The following is a 1,959-nucleotide window of genomic DNA, read 5'->3' on the forward strand; positions in this document are numbered from 1 at the left end:
ATATCTTTAACCACTATTTCAATCCCGATGAAAACCCTCCCATGCGGAGAGTCACGGCTAGATTCGTTATTATAACAAAGCACTATGAAAGTATCAACAACCAGCTTCCCAAGCGTTTTTGAGACCGCATTCGGAAACACAGAAAATTCAAGTAAAGATCTTCTCAACGGATTAAAAATTAAAAAGGACGATGCCTGGTACCTGGTAGGCAACCTGGCCAAAAGAGGTGGCATCAACCCGGGCAGGGTTACCAATGCGTCGCCTACAGAAGAGGATTACGAAATACTGTTTAAAGCTGCGTTGCTGAACACTATTGATAAGGTACAACAACCCATTGCCCTTACCGTTGGCTTTCCCTTCTCTACGTATAATATCTACAAAAATGCTGCAGAGCAGTTTTTAAGTAAACGTCATTTCCTGATCGATTACGATACACAAACCTACAATACCAAAGGCTCCTTTAAGAAAGCCATGTTTGATATCGAGAAGTATGAAGTGATCCCTGAAATTGTAGGCGGTATCATCGGGTTGAAGAAAAGTATCAACGAACCGCAGCTGGACAACTTTATTGCCGTTAGCTTCGGATTTGGTACCATAGAAGGCGGTATGGCCACCGGCGACGGACTGGTGCACCGCACCTGCTTCAGTTCCCACGGTATCCGTTATGCCATTAACAACCTTACCCGTGAACTGAACCAGAAACATTACCTGGAAATGAAGAATGAGCACCAGGTAGATGATGCTTTCATGAAAGGGTCTATTTTCACCAACCGCAAACGTATTGACCTGCGGGATATGCGCAAAGGCGTACTTACCCAGTATTATAAGGAAGTAGTGTCGCCCCTGATGCGCAGCTACTTTACAGATCTCGACTTTGAAACCTGCGAAAAGATATACCTGATGGGCGGCGGCGCTCACTATCGCGAACTGACCGATGCTTTTGTAGAAGAATTTCGTGATTTTATACCGGTAGAAGTTGCTCCCGAACCGGAAAAGCTCATGAGTATAGGTTATCTTTATAACTCATTGAGAATTTCAGATAATAAACCTCAAAGAAGCGTAGGGCTTGACCTGGGTAACTCCAGTTCTATTGTGTCTACTTTTGAAGACCAACACGCCCCTGCTGTTACACCTAATCCCGTCACCCTATAATTTGAACTTGTGATCAATGTCAGACATTTTTTCCGAAATATAATTGTTCCCGGAGCCTTCCGTATTCCTAAAACAGTTTCCGTGAATGGTAGTATAGATGCCTCCGTATCCGGTCGTATCGACGGGAATGTAAGGGGCGATGTAAAAACCAGCGGCAAGCTGGTGGTTAGTGAAACAGCAAGCATCCGCGGGCATATATATGCTGCCGACCTGGTGGTACACGGGAAAGTGTATGGCGATGTGTATATCACCAACAAGGCCCATATCAGCAATAAGGCCCTGGTAAAAGGCGATGTAAATGCAATGGTGCTGGAAATTGAGGAAGGTGCAGTGGTGGAAGGTGCTATCCGGAAAAACGTGCAGCCGGTTGTTAAAGCAGAGCTGAGTCATACGCCGGTAGCGGAAGAGATCAAAGTGTCTGCAGCAGTAGAAGCTGAAGCGGGGAAGAAGATGGAGGAAGAGGAAGAAAAGAACACCACCTGGTTCTGATAACAACAGGATAATTTATTCAGGCGGCTGCTTCCCAAGGGAAACAGCCGTTTTTTATTGCTTCTTTTTCAGCGGATCCAGCAATTGGGCAAGACCATTCATTTTTATTACCAGCATCGTTTCCAGCAGCATTCCCAGTTTCCCCTTCGGAAACCCTTTCCGCTGAAACCATTCCAGGTAGCTTACCGGCAGGTCGCAAAGCACCACGTCTTTATACTTTCCAAAAGGCATTTTCATCACCACCAGTTGTTGTAATAATTGCGGGTCGGGCTGTGACATCTCCATAAAAACCTGATTTATAATTCAATCAGCAAATTT

At 45.2% G+C, this 1,959-nt stretch carries 3 protein-coding genes; 2 read left to right on the forward strand and 1 reads right to left on the reverse strand.

Annotated elements, in window-relative coordinates; translation table 11 throughout:
- The first annotated feature begins 84 nt into the window (after positions 1 to 84).
- Together VN105_RS00055 and VN105_RS00060 are read left to right on the forward strand one after the other, a co-directional pair.
- Positions 85 to 1,152 carry a ParM/StbA family protein gene (locus tag VN105_RS00055; protein ID WP_325636696.1) on the forward strand — a complete coding sequence of 356 codons (1,068 nt, stop codon included), beginning with the start codon at positions 85 to 87 and terminating at the stop codon, positions 1,150 to 1,152.
- 9 nt (positions 1,153 to 1,161) lie between these two features.
- A complete protein-coding gene (locus tag VN105_RS00060; RefSeq protein WP_325636698.1) occupies positions 1,162 to 1,641 on the forward strand; it encodes a polymer-forming cytoskeletal protein in 480 nt (159 codons plus the stop codon).
- Between the two features lie 54 nt (positions 1,642 to 1,695).
- Here VN105_RS00060 and VN105_RS00065 read toward each other — a convergent pair whose 3' ends face one another.
- Entirely contained in the window at positions 1,696 to 1,926 is a 231-nt protein-coding gene (locus tag VN105_RS00065) for a DUF3820 family protein (RefSeq protein WP_325636700.1), read from the reverse strand.
- Positions 1,927 to 1,959: the final 33 nt, after the last annotated feature.

Origin of the sequence: Chitinophaga sp., assembly GCF_035564935.1 — a bacterium.
Lineage (GTDB): Bacteria > Bacteroidota > Bacteroidia > Chitinophagales > Chitinophagaceae > Chitinophaga.